The sequence below is a fragment of the Bradyrhizobium sp. SRL28 genome, assembly GCF_018596315.1.
Taxonomy (GTDB): domain Bacteria; phylum Pseudomonadota; class Alphaproteobacteria; order Rhizobiales; family Xanthobacteraceae; genus Bradyrhizobium.
The window spans coordinates 62,230-81,782 of record NZ_JAHEAG010000015.1 but is presented as its reverse complement, the minus strand read 5'-3'; the positions used below and the strand labels follow the sequence as shown (position 1 = coordinate 81,782).

Here is a 19,553-nt window from a genome sequence, read left to right as displayed (position 1 = left end):
GGCCTCCTTCCGGCGAAGTCGACAGGTGAAACCATACGATATTGGGTCTGGTCGCACGCATCAATGTGCGCCGTCCGAGTTGGGTCATTTTCGACCGAGCCGGCGCGTCAGCCCGTCCCACCATGTCGACATGCCCTTGAAAGCGGAAGTGGCAAGCAGCCCGCATGAGCACAGCGATATGCGGGATAAAGCAAAACCTTTGCTCATCCGGGCTACGCTTGCTTCGCCCTAACACCGTCGTGGAAACGAATTATCCTCGGCCCATGTGCCCGCGTGAGCGCCGGGCGCGCTTCGATGCCCGTTCTTTCGGCAACCCCGAAGTTGCCGACATATTGTGGAATCACATAGCTTCCGCGCGGGGTAGCGAAGAAAACGGGATGGAAACAATGAAGATCCATGTCCTGGAGCGCGCCCTGACGGCTGCCTGCATCGTCGCTGCCGTCGCTGTTGTATGGTGGGGATTCAAGATACTGGCTGCGTGACTTAACTAACGACATCGTCGGGCCCGGCCACATCAGGCGGACTCCGCTACCCAAGGACTGGCGAGCCGCTCGAGCCGATTCGCTCAAGCGTGGCAAAAAAGACTCACCATTCTGAGCCAAACAAGGAAAATCCAAAATCTGATTGACGCCGATTCAGAGCTGACTCATGTTAGCGAATCATCATTGCAAGTTACGAGTTTTGTTTCCGCGTAAGTCTTCCTCAAATTTTTGGGGTGAAGCGGCATGTATTACGGCTTCTATCTCCTCGCGATTGCACTTGTCGTCATGATAGGCCAGTTGGCCTTTGCGCTCTATCAGGTGGCAAGCTTATTGTATCTGTCATGAGCAAGGACTGCCCGGACCGCCGAAAGGCCCTCAGCGTCTAATGGTTGAATTCGCGACTCCGGCTGCAAAAGCCGTGAGCAATGCCTTTCCCTGCCGCCAGTCCTCTAGCCGGCTTGCCTCGTTGATATGGCCAAGCCGCCCCACTTCAACAATGTCGCTTCCCCACTGGCTCGCTCTCCCGCGGGCATATTCGATCGTGCCATATGGATCGTTCGTGCTCGCGATGATGAGTGATGGAAACCTGAGCTCGCTGAGTGGTGGATCGGCGAAACTGGCGGCCTCGACGGGGAAGGTCTGGGCTTCCGGATTCGGAACTGCAACGAGAAATGCGCCCGCGACCGGCGCTGTGGAAACCTGCTGCCAGTGTGCAACCAAAAGACATGCCAGGCTATGCGCGACGAGGAGCGGCGGTTTCGAAGCGGCGCCGACAGCGCGATCCAACGCTGAGATCCAATCCTTTAGTTCAGGTTGATTCCAGTCGGTCGGCTGGAAGCGCCGATACCGCGGGTCGCTCTTTTCCCATCGGGTTTGCCAGTGCAGCTCACCCGATCCCCCAATTCCCGGCAGAATAACGATGTCGGTCATGTCAGCTCCGTTGTCTTTGCAACCGGGCAAACCTGACGTCTTCCACTGCGATCTGGAATAGGCAATCATCGGAAAAGACGTCCTCTTGCCGATGGATTCAAGGTCTCCATGTCATTTCGAGAAAGTTCTGTTCCAGCGCTGGACCCGACTGATGTCGCGATCATCGAAGTTCTGCAGGAAGATGGGCGTATCGCGATATCGGAGCTTGGTCGCAGGGTAGGGCTCTCACAGCCCGCGACCTCCGAGCGGGTCAAGCGGCTGGAGGAACGCGGAATCATCACCGGCTATACCGCGAGGATAAATCCGGCCGCGCTTGGGTTGAGGATGATGGCGGTCATCCGCCTGCGCACGACCCATGAACATATTCAGTCTTGCCTGAAGCAGTTTTCCGAAATGCCTCACGTCATGGAGGTGCTGCGACTGACCGGAGAGGATTGTTTCATCCTCAAGGTCTTCGTGCCGTCCCCACAGGAGCTTGAAACGATCGTGGATACGGTCGCGCGGCACGGCGCGGTCACGACGTCGCTGGTCTTGCGCAGCGAGCAGCCAAAACCGATCGGGCGGGCGCTGATCCAACGATGTTAGGTCTTCGCAGTCCTCGGTAGCTCGATGATTCGACGTCGTGCCCTGGAACCGGTCGCTTTGGAGGCAAAGCGGGCATGAAACGCTGGCTATGCCTCGCGTATTCGGGCACAAGTGGGACAACGAAGCGTTTCGACGTCTTTGGGAAAAGCACCAATTCAATGAGCCGTTGGTGCTCTCATGCATGGCCTGAAGGCTAACTCTGCCAAATCGTGAAGATTAATCGTTGCTCGTCGCTCAACGTCGCGCACGGAGAGCTCGCATGCACGTGGACACGCAATATGGCAAGGACCTGATTTCTCGATTTAGACCCGAGCAGGTTTCGCAACTCGTTACGACCGGTCTGAAGAAATCCAATCTCGTGGTTTCGCGTCTGCGCTGCGACACGCCCGGGCATGGTTTTGCCGAACCACATGCCATTGAACCGGCTTTCAGCGTCATCCTTCAACTCCGCGAACAGCCCGCGCGCGAACTCTTCCTGGGTGAGCGCTGCGTCCACCGCGGCAGCTACCCGGCGCGCACCACGAGCATCTGCAATCATCTGGAGCGGCCAAAGGCGAACCTCATCAGTCCCTTCGACATGCTGTTTTTTTCCGTGCCGCAAATGATCCTTGATGAGATCGCCGACGATCAGGGCGTTCCGCGGATCGACAACCTGTCCTGTGAACGCGGTGTGCTTGACGAGACCGTCTGGTATCTTGGGCAGGCGTTGCTGCCGGCACTCGTTCGGCCGCATGAAGTCAGTTCGATGTACGCCGAGCACATGCTGCTGGCCATCAATACGTATTTTGCGTGTGCGTTCGGCGGCATGTTGGCGCGATCCCATCCCGAGCGCGGCATGCTGGCTTCCTGGCAGTTGCGCCGCGCGACTGAAATGATGATGTCAGGGCTCAGTGGAGATACCGCGCTCTCTGACGTCGCGGCCGGGTGCGGGCTTTCGCTGAGCTATTTCACTCGCGCCTTCAAGCAAAGCACCGGCGATCCGCCGCACCGATGGTTGCTGCGTCAACGCGTCGAATGCGCGAAGGAGTTGCTGCGTGATCCGCAGGTGACATTGGCGGAAGTCGCGGTCGCCTGCGGCTTTGCCGATCAAAGCCACTTTACACGCGTGTTCAACGCGCATGCCGGAGCGTCTCCGGGCGCCTGGCGCCGCAACGCCATGAGCTGATACGGCGGTTTTAGAACAAACCCGCCCCTCAGCTTCAAGACTGTCCGGCACAGCCGCCGGATAATGGCCCTATCGCACTGATGGAGGTCATGCATGCGTGGCATCGGGTTGGTCTTGGATTTGGGTTTGGTCTTGATCGTGACGTTCGTTCTCGGCGCACCGGCGTTCGCGCAGGAACTCAGTTATCCCGCTGACTTCCGCGCGCAGCAGATCACGACCAACGGAACGACCCTACACGTACGCGTCGGCGGCAACGGACCGGCCGTAGTGCTGCTGCACGGCTATGGTGAGACCGGCGACATGTGGACGCCGCTCGCCACCGACCTAGCGCGTGATTTCACGGTGATCGCACCCGATTTGCGCGGGATGGGCCTGTCGGCGCGCGCCGACAAGGGGTTCGACAAGAAGAACCAGGCCGAAGACGTCGCAGGCGTCATGGACGCGCTTGGCGTCGCGAACGCGGACGTCGTCGCGCATGACATCGGCAACATGGTGGCCTTTGCCTTTGCCGCCCAGCATCCCGGACGGGTGAGGCGGCTTGTCATGATGGACGCTCCCGTTCCCGGCATTGGACCGTGGGAAGAGATCCTGAAACACCCGCTGCTTTGGCACTTCCGCTTTGGCGGGGCGGACATGGAACGGCTGGTGGCTGGGCGGGAGCGCATCTATCTCGACCGCTTCTGGAACGAGTTCTCCGCAGAACCTGCGCGATTTGTCGAAGCATCGCGGCGCCACTACGCGGAGCTCTATGCACGGCCCGGCGCGATGCGCGCCGGCTTCGCGCAGTTCGCGGCGTTCGACCAGGATGTCATCGACAACCGCGCCTTTCTCGCGCGGGGCCGCCTCAAGATGCCGGTGCTGGCGATCGGCGGCGAACGCTCGCTCGGCGCGACCATGGCGATCGTCATGCGCGCCGCGGCCGACGATGTGAGCGAGTTCATCGTTCCGCAGTCCGGGCACTGGCTGATGGCCGAGCAGCCGCAGCAGACCGTCGGGGCTATCCGCGCCTTTTTGGCGAAGCCCGCGGTCAGGTAGCGACAAGCCACCCAAAGATGAAGTCCGAGTCAGTTGAAAAAGGGAACGCGATATGCCCATTCGTTACGCTGTGGCCACTGCCTGCATGCTCGCCGCCGGATCATGGCACGAGGACGCCCTTGCACAGGGCGCGCCGGACCCTGCGTCGAGCGCGGCCTACCGGAAAGCCGCATCTGCGCGAACGGCGGAGGACCCGAAGCTGGTCTGGACCGCATCGCAGGTCGCGCTTGTCGCCAGGGAAGTGGCCCCGAATGTCTTTGCCGTCTATGCGGACGACGCCCCGCAGAAGACGGCCGCAGGGATTCCTGTGGCGACGTCCGGCGGTTTCATCATCGGCGACCGCGCGGTGATGATCATCGACACCATGCTCAATCGGCAACTGGCGGGCCAGGTGATGGCGCTGGTGCGCGAAAGGACCAAAAATCCGATCCGCTACATCGTGAACACCAGCTATCACGGCGATCATTCCTACGGAAATCAGTTCTTTCCGGCAGACGCGCAGATCATTCAGCATCGCGCCACGCAGGATTACATCCGTCAATCCTTCGCAAAGGATGTGGCGTTCATGACGCGGCATTTCGGCAGCAATCAGGGGCTGGCCGAGCTGAAGCCGGTGCCGGCCTCCGTGCTGCTGGAAGACAAAGCCGACATCACCGTCGATCTTGGCGGTCAACACGCGAGAATCCGCCACATCGGATTCGCCCAGACCGCGGGCGACCTATGGGTGACCGCGGCAGGTGGCAAGGTGGTGTTCACCGGCAATCCCGTGATCGCCCGCGCGCCGGCATTTCCATGGCTGCTCGACGGCCATTTGCGTGAGTCGCTTGCGACGATGAAGGCGCTGCGCGCCACGTTGCCGGCCGATGCGGTCGTCGTACCCGGTCACGGCGAGCCCGCGACCGTCAAGGTCGTCGATGATCACATCGCCTATCTCGATCGCCTGAAGCAGCGGATTGAAGAATCAATTGCCGCGCGAAAATCCAGGGACGAAACGGTCAGCGGGGCCGGCATGCCGGAATACACGGGATACAGGATCTATCCCTGGGTGCACCTGCAGGTGAACGTTCCAGCGGCTTATGACGAGCAAGAACTGAAGAGGCAGCAACGGAATTACACGAGTGGCGGATTACGCCGATCGGGCCCGCGCCTTGGCGGTCCCGTTCGGCTCCAATCCGCCCAACGGACCGCAACGATGTGAGACGCGCCGCCTCAGTTCTTCAGCACGATCCGCCCGACGACCTTGCCGGCCCGCAGCTCGTCGATCCATTTCTGGACGTCGGCCATCGGCTCTTCCTTCATCGGGGTCGGCTTGATCTTGCCGGCGCGGGCGAGGGCCATCAATTCCTTGCCCTCGGCGAGGGTGCCGACCATGAAGCCTTCGATGGTCATGCGCTTGTAGACCCATTGCACCATCGGCAGGCTGAAGTTGCCGCCCATCAGGCCGGAGACCACGACCTTGCCGCCGCGCGCCACCACCGATACCGCAAACGCCATCGATTTCTCATTGCCCGCGAAATCGACGACGCCGTCGAAGCCGCCCTCGGTTTCTTTCAGGATGCGCCTGATGATTTCGGGCTCGGCCGGATCGTAGGCGACGGCGGCGCCGTTTTGCAGCGCGGTCTCGCGCGCGGCGGGACTGAGATCGGCGACCGTAATCTTCTGCTTGAACATCGCCTGCGCGAACGACAGCCCCATCATGCCGACGCCGCCGAGGCCGATCAGCAGCAGGTTGCGCTGGCGCGGACGGTCGACCAGCCGCTTCAGCGCGCCATAGGCGGTGACGCCCGAGCACATCAGGGTCGCCGCCTGATTGACCGGCAGCGGATCGTAATCCAGCAGATACTTTGCGTCGGGCACCAGCACGTGGGTGGCGAAGCCGCCATCGATCGACACGCCGAGGAAGCGCTGCTTGACGCAGAGGTTCTCGTCGCCATTGGCGCAGTCGCGGCACTGGCCGCAGCCGATCCAGGGGAATACGGCCTGCTTCTTTCCGATCAGGTCCTTCGGGGCGTCGGGACCGACTTCATCGACGACGCCTGCGATCTCGTGGCCGAGCGTGAACGGCAGCGTCATGCCGCGCGTGGTGTCAAGGCGCTTGCCGCCGCCCAAATCAGCATAGCCGTCCTGGATGTGGAGGTCGGAATGGCAGAGCCCGCAGCGCTCGATGCGGACGAGGACTTCGCGTCCCTGCGGCTTCGGCGTGTCGACGATGGTTTCGCACAACGGCGCATCGAACTTGACCAGCGACTGGCGACGCATCAGCGCCATGGCAATATCTCCCTTGAGCAGAAGTTTCTTCAGAGCGTTTGAGTTTTTGTGTTTCGTATATCGGTCAATTCGCGGGCCATGGCAACAAAGCCGGAAACCGGGATGGTCTCCGCCCGTCGGGTGGCGTCGACCCCGGCGGCGGCGGCTAGCCTGGCCGGATCGACCGACAGCGATTTGAGGCTCTGCCGCAGCATTTTCCGGCGCTGGCCGAAGGCCGCGGCCGCCACCTGTTCGAGGGCGCGGCGGTCGCACGCTTCAGGCGCGCTGCGCGGCACCAGCCGCACCACCGAGGATGTCACCTTGGGCTGCGGCACGAAAGCGGCCGGGGAAATGTCGAACAGGATTTTGGTCTCGGCGCGCCAGTTGGCGAGCACCGCGAGCCGGCCATAGGCCTCGTCATTCTCTCTTGCGACGATCCGCTCGGCGACCTCGCGCTGAAACATCAGCACCATCATGTCGTACCAGGGCGGCCACGGCTCGATCGAGAGCCAGTCCACCAAAAGCGCAGTCGCGATGTTGTAGGGCAGGTTGGCGACGATCTTGGCAGGCTCGCCGCCAAGCATCGGGCGCGGATCGAAGCGCTGCGCGTCGGCGTGGACGATCTCCAGCCGGCCGGGATAGCGCTTTGCGATATAGTCGAGCGGGGCGAGCGCGCGCTCGTCGCGTTCGACCGCGATGACGCGTTTGGCGCCCAGCGCCAGCAGCGCGCGCGTCAGGCCGCCGGGGCCGGGGCCGACCTCGATGATGGTGGCGCCTTCGAGCGGGCCCGCAGCGCGCGCGATCCGCGCAGTGAGGTTGAGGTCGAGCAGGAAATTCTGGCCGAGGGATTTGCGTGCAGACAGCGAGTGCTCGCGAATGACGTCGCGCAGGGGCGGCAGATCGTCGATCGCGCTCATGAAGGCTTGGTCGTCGCCATCCGCGCGGCGAGCCGCAAGGCTGCTGCGAGACTCGACGGGTTGGCCTTGCCGGTGCCGGCGATGTCGAAGGCCGTGCCGTGGTCCGGCGAGGTACGGATGAACGGCAGTCCCAGCGTGACGTTGACGGCGTCCTCGAACGCAATCGTCTTGATCGGGATCAGCGCCTGGTCGTGATACATGCAGATGGCGCAGTCGTAGGTCTTGCGCGCGGCGGCGTGGAACATGGTGTCCGCCGGCAAGGGGCCCCTGGCGTCGATGCCTTCCGCGCGCAGCGTTTCGATGGCCGGTGCTACGATATCGATGTCTTCGCTGCCGAGCGAGCCGTCTTCGCCGGCATGCGGATTGAGGCCCGATATCGCAAGCCGCGGTCGGGCCAGCCCGAAATGCGCCTTCAGATCCGCGACCGCAATCCTCGCGGTTGTCACGATCAGCTCGCTCGTGAGCTGGGTCAGCGCCTCGCGCAGCGAAAGATGGATGGTGACGGGAACGACGGCGAGCGCCGGCGACCACAGCATCATCACCGGCTGCGGCGCGCGGCCGCCGCCATCGGCGGCAAGCTCAGCGAGAAACTCGGTATGGCCGGGATGGCGGAATCCGGCGCGGTACAGCACGCTTTTGGCGATCGGATTGGTGACGACGGCGCCGGCTCGCCCGGTCCTGACATGGTCGACGGCGTGGCGAATGGAGGCCAGCGCAGCGTTCGCGCTGGTCTGATCGGGCTGTCCGGGCCGTGCAGTGGCGATTTCGCCCGTCGCCACCACGGGCAAGGCTTTCGCGAATGCCGCGCTCGCTTCCTCAGGGTTGCTATCGGCGAGTTCGACCTGCAATCCGAGGATTTTCGCCCGGTCGGCGAAGAACGCGCGGTCGCCGAGCAGATAGAACGGCGGAAGATCCAGCTCACCGCGGCGCAGCCAGGCTGCGAGGGCGATATCGGGGCCGATGCCCGCGGGCTCGCCGGATGTCAGCGCGAGGGCCTTGGTCTGCAGAGTCTCGGTCGTTAGAGCCTCGTTCTTCAGAGTCTTGGTATTCAGAGTCTTGGCCATCAGAGCCTGGCCATCAACGGCATTCGATCATCGCGGCTTTGCGGAGGTCGTTCAGATAGGCCTTCGACTTCGCCTCGTATTTCTGGGCGTACATCTTTTCCCGGATTTCCCGCTTCTTCGGCGTGTCGACCTTGGTCGGCTTCCTCTCGCACAACGCCACCATCTCGACGCCCTGTTTGGTGATCTCGGGCGGGGTCAAACGGCCGACCGGCGTCTTGTCCAGGAGTTCGCGCAGCGGGCCGGGAATGTCGGCCGAGGTCTTGGTGATGGCATCGCGGATCGCGGCATTCTGCATCGACTTGAAGTAGGAGTTGGCCTGCTCGCAGGTCTGGATGCGCTCGCGCAAGGATTCCGCTTCCTTGCGCCGTTGGTCGACCGCCGCCGGCGCCGAACCGCGCGGCACGATCAGAACGATCGGCTGCAGCTTGTATTCGAACGCCTCGGTCTGGGTCGCTTCGCCGCCTTGCTCGGCGGCTGCCGCAACGTCTTTCTCGCCGACTTGCAGGCTCTCCTTGAAGCGGCCGCGCACCAGACTGCCCCAGACCATCTCGGCCTTGAGGCGGGCCTTCAGCGCTTCCGGCCGGACACCCTGGCTCTCCAGGGATTTGGTGAGCTGTTCGGGTGTGATACGCATCCGCTGGCTCATTCCCGCATAGGCTTGATCCATATCGCTGGCGGAAGGGTCGACGCCGAATCTCTTGGCCTCCTTGATCTTCACCTTTTCGTTGGTCAGCTCGTCGATCGCTTCCTGCCGGGGCATCTGTTTGCGCGTGGTCAGGAAGTTGAGCTTGATACGCTGCTCGATATCGAGACTGGTGATGGGTTCGCCGTTGACCATGCAGGCAATGGACTGCGCAGGCAGCGGTGAAACGCCGCCGGCCAACACGGCCAGCACGACGGCGCAGCCGGCGGCAAGGGACCAAGCATGGGACCAAAGTCGGCGAGCAAGGAGCGTAGTGGTCGTCATGGTCATGTCAGCTGTATCAACCAATTCGTACCGCGTTGCGCTGGGTACTCTCCGGCAAGGTCGGGGGGCCTCACGCTACTGAATGCCGCTGCCGCCGGCCGACGAGGACGAATTCGCGATGGTCCGCAGGCCGATCTGCAACATGAACGCGTGGCTGAGCACCGGCGGCGTCGTCCCGGCAGAGTAGCTGTAGGACGTGACGTAATTGGCCGCCAGCACGAAGCAGTCATCCACATAGCCGGCGCCAACGATGTACTGGTTCAGCTTGTTGGCTTCAAGATCCCACCGCGCCGAGCCCGACACGACCCAGTTCGACGCCACCTTGATCGACGCGCTGCCGAGCAGGCCTTCGCGCCGGGTCAGATAGCCGAGTTCCGGCTGCGCGGCATAATTGCCGTAAATCATGCTCACCGACCAGCGGTCGAACGCGGCGCGTCCTTCGGCCTCGAAGCGATTGACATTCAGCGTTGCCTCATCCACGCGCGAGCGCACGCTGAACGTATAGGTTCGGTTCGGCGAATAGTTGATGCGGCCGACATAGTCGGACCGGGTGTTCTGCAGGCCGGAATCGAGCCCGGTATTGGTCGCGTCCTTCACCGCATACGAATTCAGGCCGTACAGCTGGTAGGATTGTCCGACCAGCACATTGACGCTGCCGCCACGATCGAACTGCGTGGTCGCCTGCACGCCGACATTGGCGCGGCCGCCGCCTTCGACGCGGTCATAGCCCGAGAACTTGTCGATCGCGAACAGGTTGCTGGCGTCGAACACCATGCTCTGCGCGTCTTCGTTGGGCAGCTTGCCGGCGTAGGTCTCGTTGGGACGCGCGATGACCTGCGCAATCGGCTCGATCGTGGTGGTGCCCCAGGGCTGAACGTTGATGAAGGGATAGCGATATTCGAGGCCGACGGCCGGCATTGGGCGCAGCGCCTGGGTGTCGCCGACAGGAAGGAAATTCGAAACACCCGGCTGGTTCGAAACCGAGGAATTGATGGCGTCGGCGCGCAGAATCGCAAACGGCGTCCAGATTTGACCGAACGGATCGGTGTACGACTTCCGCCATTGCGCTTCGGCCGTCAGGCGCGTGTAAGTGCCGGGGAAGCCGCGCAACAGGCATTGCGACGGCGTCCGCGCCAGTGGATCGGCTGATGTCGTCGTGCACAGGCTGGCGGTGTTGGCCAATGTCGTGATCGGGTCGAAGGCCGCCGTTTCACGCGACAGGCTGGTGAAATTCGTCTTGTAGCTGACCTCACCGCCGAGGATCGGGCGGTTGAAGACGTTGGAATAGTCGATGACCGGATGAATCACCGGCACTTGGTCCTGGTTGCCGGAGAAGGAGAGGTAATAGATCGTGCGCGCGTCGAAGAAGCTGCGGTTGCCGACGCCGGTCAGATAAAGCTGCGAGATCGCTTCCGTCGGAAGACTCAGGAACGAGCCCAGCGGATCCTTGTACTGGGCCAGCCGGTAGTCCGAGAAGAAGTAGTAGTCCGACAGCAGAACGCCGTCCCAGCCCCAAACCCATTTGTCGTTGAGCGCGAACTGGCCCTTGGTGTCGACGCCGCCGCGGAACTGGCGATCGCCGGGTTGACCGGCGTAGGCGCTCTGGTCGAGCTGATCGATGCCGTAGGCGCGGATCTGGTAGGAGCCGTTGATCAGTCGCTGGCGGAATTCGCCCTGCAGCAGCACGCCCTGCCGCGTGGTGAAGCGCGGATTGAAGGTCGCGTCATAGTCCGGCGCGATCGCCCAGTAGAACGGGGTTTCCACGCCGTAACCGTAGCCTGTGACCGTCGTGTAGGCCGGCATCAGGAAGCCGGTCTTGCGCTTGACGGTCGGATCGGGCGTGGAAAAATACGGCAGATACGCCATCGGCACGCCGAAGAACTCGAGCTGCGCGTTTTCGAAGTACAGCATCTTGTCGGTCTGGTCGTGGATGATGCGCGCACCCTTGACCTGCCACAGCGGCGGCTTCTTCGGGTTGTCCTTGCAGGGCGCGCAGGCGGTATACACGCCGTTTTCGAACACGGTGTAATTGCCGGCGGAACGGTCGGCGCGCGTCGCCGCCATCCGCGTGTCATCGGCAGTATCGACGCGGAGCGAATCGACGAACCCGTCACGGTAGTCGTCGCTTAGATCCATGATGTTGGCGTAGGTGACTTTGCCTTCCGCATCCGTCAGGCGGATGTTGCCTTCCGCATGCAGCCGCTTGGTCTTCTGGTCATAGATGACCTTGTCGGCCTCCACGCTGGTGCCGTTGTAGAACATCTGCACGTTGCCGACCGCCGACACGCGCTGGTTGTTGTAGTCGTAGTCCACCTCGACCGCTTGCACGAGCATCCTGCCGTCGTTGTTGGCAGGCCGTGGCGGCGGCTTGGGCGGCCGCGGATTGTAGGTGAAACTTTGCGCCGAGGCCGGCACCGTCAGGGCAAGCTCGATCGCGCCCGCGAAAACGAATCCGGCGAGCAGGGCAAACATAGAAACGCCAACGGCAGCCAAGCGAGCTCGATAGCGGCGCACAGTAGTGCGCCGCCTGAACGCAGGCGACCTCAACTGGCGGGCGGCGACAACGGCCACTACCCGTCCTCCTGGTACAGCAAGGCTAAGAAGCCGGTGAGGCCACCCACACAGACGGGCAACCACGCCGCAGCGATGGGATGCATCAACTCAGCCTTGCTCAAATCCTCAGTAACTTTCGATAGAACGTAGAGCAGAAAGCCTGCGCCCACGCCACTCAAAACCATCTTTTGCACGCCGCCCATCCGGAAGAAGCCTAGGCTGACGGAAGCCGCCAACATCACCATTGCAGCCAGCAAAAACGGCTGTGCGATGAGCTTATGGTACTGCAGACGGTAGCCTGCGGTCGCAAATCCCGAGCTTTCGGAAGAGCGGATATAGCCGGGCAGTTGCCAAAAAGACACGGTTTCGGGGGTGGAGAAACTGTTGCGAACCTGGGCCGGGGTGAGGGTGGTCGTCAGGTAATAGTTGTCCTGATCAACCGGAGGTTTATCCAGGGAGTATCTGCGTACCGATTTGAAGGCCCAACGGCCTTCCTCGAGGGCGGCTTCGCGGGCTTCGATTCGCTCCTTGAACTGGAGATCGGTATCGAACCGGAACACGGTCAGTCCCGTCAGCCGGACACCCTGCTGCTCGCTGCGCGCCGCATTGATGATCGACTGGCCGTCGCTGTTGATCTGGTTGAGCCAGAAACCGGATGCATCCTGGATGCCGCCGCCGGGCGCCGAGCCGAACAGATCGGCCTCCATCCGTTTGGAGAGTTCGCGCAGATTCGCCGACATCGGGTTGTAGGCAACGGTCGCCACGATGCCGAGGATGATCGAACTTGCCAGCGCCGGCGAGATGAACTGCCAGGCGGATACGCCAGCCGCACGTGCGACCACCAGTTCGAGCCGCCGCGACAGTGCGAGATAGCAGGTCATCGCGCCGATCAGGACGCAGAACGGCATCAGCTTTTCGAGCAGTTGCGGCACCCGGTAAAGCGACGTCTGGGCCACCGTGATCGCCGATACCGATACCAGCCCGGAAGTCTTGCGGACCATTTCGATGTAGTCGACCAGCACGAGCAGCACGAAAATGCTCGCAAACACGCCCACCGCCGCGACCAGGAAGCGGCCGGCAAAGTATCGCCCGAGCGTGTTGGTCATCATGCTCATGCTGTGGCCGGCCGTCCAAAGAGCCGCGCAAGCCGCGCGTTCGACCGGTTGATGGCCTCCATCAGCGCTGCCGGCGGCTCCACCACGACGCCGCCGATGATCATCCACAGCCCGACGCCGATCGCGCCGAACAGCATCGAATACTGAACGAGAGCCATGCCCGGCGTCTTCACTGTCATCACCGAGCAGGCGAATCCCGCCATGCGCAGGCCAAACACCGCCAGGATCGATCCGCCGATCGAAAAATTGCGGCTCTGGCGCGTGGTGCGCGGCGTGCCGAGGAAGGCAAAGGTCAGGACTGCGAACGCGAAGGGATAGACCGGCGCCAGGAAGCGGTCATGCAACTCGGCGCGAAACTGCCCGGACAATTGCTTGAAAACCGGATCGTCCTCCGAGGGCGAAATCAGCTCCCAGAGATAGCGTTCGCGAATTCCCAGTGCGACGTCGCGGCCGCGATTGGAGAATTTCGACATGTCGAACGCATAGCGGGCGAATGCCACCAGCGCCGGATCGCGCTTTCCGGCCTCGAATCGCTCGAGGTTGCCGTCCTCGAGTACCAGATAGGAGCCGTTTTCGTTCTTCAGCACCGTGCCACGGTCGGCAATGATGGTGACGCGCTCCTTGGGATCGCGGCGATCGTCGACGAAGATGCCACCGAGCTCACCACCGGGCCGGCGTTCGCGGATGCGAATCGTCAGGTTCTGGTCGAGCTGGGCGAAACGTCCGGGCTGCAGGATGTTGGTCAGCACATCAGCGGTGATTTCGGCGTCCCATTGCTTGATCCGGCGCAGGCCGTCGGGAGCAAGATAGGCGCCGATGAAGGTGACCAGCATCGCCACTACACAAGTGGCGAAGAAGAACGGGCGGAACAGCCGGAACGGCGAAAAGCCGGCGGCGTTCATCACGATGATTTCGGAGTCGGTAGCGAGCTTGTTCAGCGTGTGGGAGATCGCGATCATCAGCGCGATCGGCGCGATGACCAGCACCAGCGCCGGAATCACCAGGCTGGTGATGCCGAGAAAGGTGATGATGGTCTGGCCCTGGCTCGTCATCAGGTCGATGCCGCGCAACGCCTGCGTAATCCAGATCACGCCGGTGAGGCTGACCAGGACCAGCGCAAACGACGCGAGCGTCGTGCGGAAAATGTACCTGTCGATCGACCCCATCGTTACCCGTACGGTCCCACCCTTATACGCCCCAAGAGCGGCTTCCGACCAACCCCTGTTTGAGGGTTCCCCTTTGGTCGGGCCGCCAACCGCCAGCCGTCTACTCTCTCTACCATCCCTTTGATCCGTCAACAAAATGGCCGGGCCGTGGCGTCCCCTCGATACGGTTAATAATTCACTTCATGTGGCCTTCCGGCCACTGCGGCGCTTGGCAGCGCCGTGGCTTGCGGGCCATAGTGCCGAAAACATCAGGTCCTGAGCGATTTGGGCCGTTACCGAAGAGAAACATTCCATCGTGCGGGCCGATTCCGGACCCGCAAGACAGCCCTGAATTCTGGAGGATTTACCTATGTCCGACGCCGTCAAGGTCGGCTTTGTCGCTTTTTCCGCCGCACCCCGTGGCGTTCTCGTGGTGTTTTGCGATGACGCATTGAAGTTCGGCGAGGCAACGCGGAAGGCGCTGGGAAAGGCGGCCGATACCGTCAAGCGGGCGGCGGCGGCCAACCAGTTCAAGGGCAAGAGCGGATCGACGCTCGATATCCCGGCGCCAGACGGAATCAAGGCGGAGCGCCTGATCGTGGTCGGTGTCGGCAAGGCGTCCGACATCAAGGAGAAGGATTTTCTAAAGTTCGGCGGGGTGACGGCGGGCAAGCTCAACGGCGCCAGTGAATCGGTCACCGTGATCGCTGAATTGCCTGAGGCGGCGATGCAGGGCGATGCCGCCGCCGCCATCGCGTCGGGCATCCGGCTGCGCGCGTATAAATTTGACCGCTACAAGACCAAGAAGAAAGACGGCGAGAACGGCGTGCTTCGCGCGGACGTTTCGATCGCCGTCGCGGATGTCGCCGCCGCGCGCAAGGCATTCAGCCCCGCATCCCATGTCGTGGACGGCGTGGTGATCGCGCGCGAACTCGTCAACGAGCCGCCGAACGTACTGTATCCGATCGAATTCGCGCGCCGCGCGAGCCAGCTCAGGAAGCTCGGCGTCGAGGTCGACGTGCTCGACGTCAAGGAGATGAAGAAGCTCGGCATGGGCGCCTTGCTCGGCGTCGCGCAGGGCTCCACGCAGCCGGGGCGCACCGTGACCATGCGCTGGAACGGCGGTAAGAAAGGCGATCAACCCGTTGCTTTCGTTGGCAAAGGCGTTTGCTTCGATACCGGCGGTATTTCCATCAAGGGCGCCGCCAGCATGGAAGACATGAAGGGCGACATGGGCGGCGCGGCCTGCGTGGTCGGGCTGATGCATGCGCTGGCGGCGCGCAAGGCGAAGGTCAACGCGGTCGGCGCCATCGGCCTGGTCGAGAACATGCCTGACGGCAACGCCCAGCGTCCCGGCGATATCGTCACCTCGATGTCGGGGCAGACCATCGAAATCATCAACACCGATGCCGAAGGCCGGCTCGTGCTCGCCGATGTGCTCTGGTACGTGGCCAAGAAGTTCAAGCCCAAATTCATGGTCGATCTTGCGACGCTCACCGGCGCGATCATGGTGGCGCTCGGAACCGAATATGCCGGCATGTTCTCCAACAACGACGAACTGGCGGAACGGCTGAGCAAGATCGGAACCGAAACCGGCGAACGCGTCTGGCGCATGCCGCTTGGTCCCGAATACGACAAGCAGATCGATTCGCAGTTTGCCGACATGAAGAATACCGGCGGGCGCCATGGCGGTTCGATCACTGCCGCGCAGTTCCTGCAGCGTTTCGTCGACGACACGCCGTGGGCGCATCTCGACGTCGCGGGAACCGCGATGGGTGCGCCGAAAACCGACATCAACCACAGTTGGGGTTCGGGTTACGGCGTTCGCCTGCTGGACCGGCTGGTCGCGGAATATTACGAAGCCACGAAGTAATCTGGTCGCAGCCGGATGACGGAAATCCTGTTCTATCATTTGCAGGGCATGTCGCTCGAAAGCGTATTGCCGCCGCTTCTGGAAAAATCGCTCGAGCGCGGCTGGCGCGTGGTCGTGCAATCGACCTCGCCGGAGCGCACCGAGGCGCTCGATGCGCATTTGTGGACCTACAGCGACGATTCGTTCCTGCCGCACGCCACATGGCGCGCCGGCGATGCGCAGGACCAGCCCATCATTCTCTCGATCGAGGATGGCAACCCGAACCGGGCCAATGTCAGGTTCCTGATCGACAACGCGGCGCTGCCGGCCGATTGCGACAGCTACGAACGGATGGTGCTGGTCTTCAACGGCGACGATGACGACGCGCTGACCGCGGCGCGCGGCATTTGGACCGATTGCAAGGCGCGGGGGTTCGAGTTGACTTATTGGCAGGCCGACGAGCGGGGCCGGTGGCAGCGGCGGCAATAGCGAATCTATTGGAATTAGTGATAATCTGCGGTTTCTGCGCCGGACGTTGCGGGCAGCCATGGTCGTGCCGCAAAGTGATGGTCGGACAAGTAGTTACAGCTAAGGGCGGAGCCTGGGTCTAGCGTGCGACGCGGAATGATCGATCGAAAACCATTGCTGACGTTGTTGCTGCTCGGGCCCGCGCTCGCGGGCTGTTCGGGTGCGTCCGACCTCATGTCGAAGGATGCGGACTGGTTTTCGCGCACCGGACGCGTATTCATCCGAAACGTTTCGATCGAAACGCCTCCGCTCAGCCAGGAGAAAGCTGTCACGCCAGATGAACTGGTCAGTGCCGACGGCGGTTGTCCTGGAATGGCGACGCCGGGCGCTGGCGCAAACGCGCTGGCAGACGGCGCTGCAGGCAGCCCGCCTCCCTCGACGACGGGAAGGGTGGCGCTTGGGCACACCGAATGCGACGTCGTGCGCGGCATCGGTGCGCCCGACAATGTCAGCCTCTCCAGCAACCCGCGTGGCGATCGCGTGGCGGTCGTCAACTATTCGCGCGGCCAGCGGGCCGGCATCTACACCTTCACCGCGGGACGCCTGACGTCGATCGAGCGTGCACCGGAGCCGGCGGCGCAGCCGAGAGGCGCCAAGCCGAAGAAGAAGCCGGCCGCGTAAGTCTCTCGGCAATAACGGTTTTCAGCTCGCCGCTTCGTCAAATTCCGAACTGGCCTCCAGCCAATTTTCCTCCGCCCGCCGCAGCGCGCTTTCGGCGCCGGCGCGCGCCTTGCTGAGCTGGGCGGCCTGCTTGGGATCGCGCGTGAACAGATCCGGCAAGGCAAGCGCGGTGTCGATCTTGGCGATGATGCCGTTGATGCGCTCGATTTCGGCCTCGGCCACGGCGATCCGCTGCTTCAGCGGCGATCGCCTTTCGCTCTTGCCGCGCTCGGGCTTTACGCTTTCCTTGATACGCTCGCTGCTGCGCTCGCGCGAACCGCTGCGTGCGTCGCCGATCGACAACACCATGCGCCTGTATTCGTCGAGGTCACCGTCGTAGGTCGTCACCGTCTGATTGGCGACGACCCACAATTGATCCGCGCAGGCCTCGATCAAATAGCGGTCGTGCGAGACCATGATGACGGCGCCGGGAAAATCGTTGATCGCCTCGGCCAGCACGGCACGGCTGTCGATGTCCAGATGGTTGGTCGGCTCGTCGAGGATGATCATGTTCGGGCCGAAGAATGTGGCGAGCCCGAGCAACAGCCGCGCTTTCTCGCCGCCCGACAGGCTCTTGACCAGGGTATCGCCGGCTTTTCCGGAAAACCCGATCGCGCCAGTGCGGCCGCGCACCTTGGTTTCCGGCGCATCGGGCATCAGCCTGCGGACGTGATCGTAGGGCGAGCCGTCGAGGTTGAGCTCGTCGACCTGATGCTGCGCGAAATAGCCGACCGAGAGTTTTTCCGCCCGTGTGATCCGGCCGGAGAAAGGCTGCAGCTTGTTGGCCAACAGCTTGACCAGCGTCGACTTGCCGTTGCCGTTGGAGCCGAGCAGGGCGATGCGGTCTTCGGTGTCGATGCGCAGCGTGACGCGATTGAGCACCGGCTTTTTCGGATCGTAGCCGACCGAGACGTCATCGACGGCGATGATCGGCGGCGACAGCATTTTCTCCGGGGTGGGGAAGGTGATTTCACGCACATCCTGGGTCACCAGCGCAGTGACCGGCTTCATCCGCTCCAGCATTTTCACGCGGGATTGCGCCTGACGGGCCTTGGAAGCCTTGGCCTTGAAGCGATCGACGAAGGCCTGCAGCCGCTTGCGCTCGTCGGCCTGGCGCTTGGCGTGCTTGGCGTCCAGCATTTCGCGGGTGGCGCGCTGTTCCTCGAACGAGGAATACGTTCCTTTGTAGAGCGTCAGCTTGCCGCGATCGAGGTGCAGGATCTGGTCGACCGAGGTGTCGAGCAGGTCGCGGTCGTGGCTGATCACGATGACGGTGCGCGGATAGTTGGCCAGATGGTCTTCCAGCCACAGCGTGCCTTCGAGGTCGAGATAGTTGGTCGGCTCGTCCAGCAGCAATAGATCGGGCGCCGAGAACAGCGTCGCCGCCAGCGCCACCCGCATGCGCCAGCCGCCGGAGAATTCCGAGCACGGCCGCGCCTGGTCGGCGGTAGAAAATCCGAGGCCGCTCAGGATCGCCGCCGCGCGGGCCGGCGCCGAGTGCGCATCGATGTCGACCAGCCGGGTCTGGATCTCGGCGATCCGGTGCGGATCGTCAGCGGTTTCGGCTTCATGGAGCAGCGCGTGGCGCTCCAGATCAGCCTTCAGCACGACATTAATCAGACTCTCCGGGCCGTCCGGCGCCTCCTGCGCCAGGCTGCCGATGCGCCAGCGCGGCGGTAGCGTGATGCTGCCGGATTCGGTCGGCAGGTCGCCGCGGATCGCGTGAAACAGCGTCGATTTACCGACGCCGTTGCGGCCGACGAAGCCGACGCGCGCGCCGGGCACGATCTGCACGGTGCTGTCGTCGATCAAAAGCCGCCCGGCGATGCGGACCGAAATATCCGTTATTGAGAGCATGCGGCGTTGTCACCGGAGCGCCCGGCAAACGCAACCCCAAACGCAACTCATTATTGGTAAAATCTATCAGCATATCGGCAACGTCTATCAGCCGACATCCCGCGGCCCTCAACGCAGCTCGTTATCGCGGCGGCTCAGCTCATCGACGAGCTGGCGCAAACGCGGTGAAAGTTCGGTCTCGGGGCGCAGGTTTTGCTGCAGCCGCTCGCCGATAGCGTCGCAGATCGACACGCACGTTTTGTGATCGATCTGTTCGAGGTCATTGTTGATTCGAGCATTCATGGGCGGTCTCGACGAGTTCCACCTCGCAGTGCTCGCAAGGCTTGAGTGTTATTCGTTGGGTCAAGTCACAACGACGAAATTGGTTTCCGTGCATGAGGCGTATGCATTCACGTCAAAGTAGTCGAATCGGGTTCGCCATCAGGTTCCACGGCACAAAAAAAGCCCCGGC

The 19,553-nt window shown here is 62.6% G+C and carries 17 protein-coding genes; 7 read left to right on the top strand and 10 right to left on the bottom strand.

Annotated features, from left to right (window positions below; translation table 11 throughout):
* Window positions 1-857 precede the first annotated feature (857 nt).
* The gene (locus tag KIP88_RS25635) at window positions 858-1,481 is read right to left on the bottom strand and encodes an RBBP9/YdeN family alpha/beta hydrolase (protein WP_374226513.1); all 624 of its coding nucleotides are present in this window, start codon (window positions 1,479-1,481) and stop codon (window positions 858-860) included.
* Between the two features lie 39 nt (window positions 1,482-1,520).
* Between KIP88_RS25635 and KIP88_RS25630 the strand changes: the two genes are divergently transcribed.
* From KIP88_RS25630 to KIP88_RS25615, 4 genes are all read left to right on the top strand, one after another.
* On the top strand, window positions 1,521-1,997 hold the full coding sequence (locus KIP88_RS25630) for an Lrp/AsnC family transcriptional regulator (RefSeq protein ID WP_214490814.1): 477 nt from the start codon (window positions 1,521-1,523) through the stop codon (window positions 1,995-1,997).
* Window positions 1,998-2,256: 259 nt separating this feature from the next.
* Entirely contained in the window at window positions 2,257-3,162 is a 906-nt protein-coding gene (locus tag KIP88_RS25625; RefSeq protein ID WP_214490813.1) for an AraC family transcriptional regulator, read from the top strand.
* A gap of 93 nt (window positions 3,163-3,255) precedes the next feature.
* Entirely contained in the window at window positions 3,256-4,197 is a 942-nt protein-coding gene (locus tag KIP88_RS25620) for an alpha/beta fold hydrolase (RefSeq protein ID WP_214490812.1), read from the top strand.
* A gap of 52 nt (window positions 4,198-4,249) precedes the next feature.
* Entirely contained in the window at window positions 4,250-5,395 is a 1,146-nt protein-coding gene (locus KIP88_RS25615; RefSeq protein ID WP_214490811.1) for an MBL fold metallo-hydrolase, read from the top strand.
* Window positions 5,396-5,406: 11 nt separating this feature from the next.
* Here the strand turns inward: KIP88_RS25615 and KIP88_RS25610 are convergent, their stop codons facing one another.
* From KIP88_RS25610 to lptF, 7 genes are all read right to left on the bottom strand, one after another.
* On the bottom strand, window positions 5,407-6,465 hold the full coding sequence (locus tag KIP88_RS25610; RefSeq protein ID WP_214490810.1) for an alcohol dehydrogenase: 1,059 nt from the start codon (window positions 6,463-6,465) through the stop codon (window positions 5,407-5,409).
* Between the two features lie 29 nt (window positions 6,466-6,494).
* A complete protein-coding gene (gene rsmA, locus KIP88_RS25605) occupies window positions 6,495-7,361 on the bottom strand; it encodes a 16S rRNA (adenine(1518)-N(6)/adenine(1519)-N(6))-dimethyltransferase RsmA (protein ID WP_214490809.1) in 867 nt (288 codons plus the stop codon).
* The gene (gene pdxA, locus KIP88_RS25600; RefSeq protein ID WP_214490808.1) at window positions 7,358-8,425 is read right to left on the bottom strand and encodes a 4-hydroxythreonine-4-phosphate dehydrogenase PdxA; all 1,068 of its coding nucleotides are present in this window, start codon (window positions 8,423-8,425) and stop codon (window positions 7,358-7,360) included. Before pdxA ends, rsmA begins: the two co-directional genes overlap by 4 nt.
* Before the next feature lie 13 nt (window positions 8,426-8,438).
* Window positions 8,439-9,392: a SurA N-terminal domain-containing protein gene (locus KIP88_RS25595; RefSeq protein WP_214490909.1), complete on the bottom strand. Its 954-nt coding sequence runs from the start codon at window positions 9,390-9,392 to the stop codon at window positions 8,439-8,441.
* Window positions 9,393-9,467: 75 nt separating this feature from the next.
* A complete protein-coding gene (locus KIP88_RS25590; RefSeq protein WP_214490807.1) occupies window positions 9,468-11,864 on the bottom strand; it encodes an LPS-assembly protein LptD in 2,397 nt (798 codons plus the stop codon).
* A gap of 98 nt (window positions 11,865-11,962) precedes the next feature.
* Complete coding sequence (gene lptG, locus KIP88_RS25585; RefSeq protein WP_214490806.1) at window positions 11,963-13,060, bottom strand: LPS export ABC transporter permease LptG; 1,098 nt, start codon at window positions 13,058-13,060, stop codon at window positions 11,963-11,965.
* A complete protein-coding gene (gene lptF, locus KIP88_RS25580) occupies window positions 13,057-14,226 on the bottom strand; it encodes an LPS export ABC transporter permease LptF (RefSeq protein ID WP_214490805.1) in 1,170 nt (389 codons plus the stop codon). The genes lptG and lptF overlap by 4 nt, the downstream gene beginning before the upstream one ends.
* Before the next feature lie 349 nt (window positions 14,227-14,575).
* Between lptF and KIP88_RS25575 the strand changes: the two genes are divergently transcribed.
* The 3 genes from KIP88_RS25575 to KIP88_RS25565 all read left to right on the top strand — a co-directional run bounded on the left by KIP88_RS25575 (window position 14,576) and on the right by KIP88_RS25565 (window position 17,206).
* Complete coding sequence (locus KIP88_RS25575; protein ID WP_214490804.1) at window positions 14,576-16,078, top strand: leucyl aminopeptidase; 1,503 nt, start codon at window positions 14,576-14,578, stop codon at window positions 16,076-16,078.
* A gap of 15 nt (window positions 16,079-16,093) precedes the next feature.
* Window positions 16,094-16,546, top strand: coding sequence for a DNA polymerase III subunit chi (locus KIP88_RS25570; RefSeq protein WP_214490803.1), 453 nt, complete (start codon window positions 16,094-16,096; stop codon window positions 16,544-16,546).
* Between the two features lie 135 nt (window positions 16,547-16,681).
* Window positions 16,682-17,206, top strand: coding sequence for a hypothetical protein (locus KIP88_RS25565; RefSeq protein WP_214490802.1), 525 nt, complete (start codon window positions 16,682-16,684; stop codon window positions 17,204-17,206).
* 21 nt (window positions 17,207-17,227) lie between these two features.
* Here KIP88_RS25565 and KIP88_RS25560 read toward each other — a convergent pair whose 3' ends face one another.
* Window positions 17,228-19,102, bottom strand: a complete 1,875-nt coding sequence (locus KIP88_RS25560) for an ABC-F family ATP-binding cassette domain-containing protein (RefSeq protein ID WP_214490801.1) — start codon at window positions 19,100-19,102, stop codon at window positions 17,228-17,230.
* Between the two features lie 108 nt (window positions 19,103-19,210).
* Entirely contained in the window at window positions 19,211-19,384 is a 174-nt protein-coding gene (locus tag KIP88_RS25555; RefSeq protein ID WP_214490800.1) for a hypothetical protein, read from the bottom strand.
* Window positions 19,385-19,553: the final 169 nt, after the last annotated feature.